A 548-nucleotide genomic window follows, 5' to 3' on the forward strand; every position below is an offset into this window, starting at 1 on the left:
TCCAGGACGGGACGGGCGGCCTCGGCCGGCAGCACCAGCTGGCACGGCTCGCCGTCCGCCTCGACCACCACCGTCCGCAGGCTCTCGTGCCGCTCCACCAGATCAGCCAGCGCAGCCTCCAAGGCCGCCGGATCCAGGCTGCCGTGCAGCCGCAACGCCACCGGCACGTTGTACAGCGGGCCCGGCCCCTCCATCCGGTCGATCAGCCACAGGCGCTGCTGCGCGAAGGACAACGGCACCACCTCGGGACGCGTCCGCGCCGCCGGTGCGGTGCGTGTCCCCTCGGCCGACTCCAGCTGCCGGGAGAGGCCGGCCACCGTCGGGTGCTCGAACACCGCCCGGATCCCCACCTCCACACCCAGCACCGCACGCACCCGGCTGAGCAGCTTCGTCGCCAGCAGCGAATGACCACCCAGGTCGAAGAACCCGTCGTCGACCCCGACCGAACCCAGCCCCAGCACCTCCGCGAACAACCCGCAGAGAATCTCCTCCCGAGGCGTCCGCGCCGCCCGCCCGGTGGAGACGGCCGTGTAGTCCGGCTCCGGCAG

At 73.2% G+C, this 548-nt stretch carries 1 protein-coding gene; it reads right to left on the reverse strand.

Going from position 1 to position 548, the window contains the following annotated elements:
* On the reverse strand, positions 1–548 hold a 548-nt coding region (locus tag IE329_RS40140), incomplete at both ends, for a condensation domain-containing protein (RefSeq protein WP_190216004.1).

Origin of the sequence: Kitasatospora indigofera, assembly GCF_014655955.1 — a bacterium.
GTDB lineage: Bacteria > Actinomycetota > Actinomycetes > Streptomycetales > Streptomycetaceae > Kitasatospora > Kitasatospora indigofera.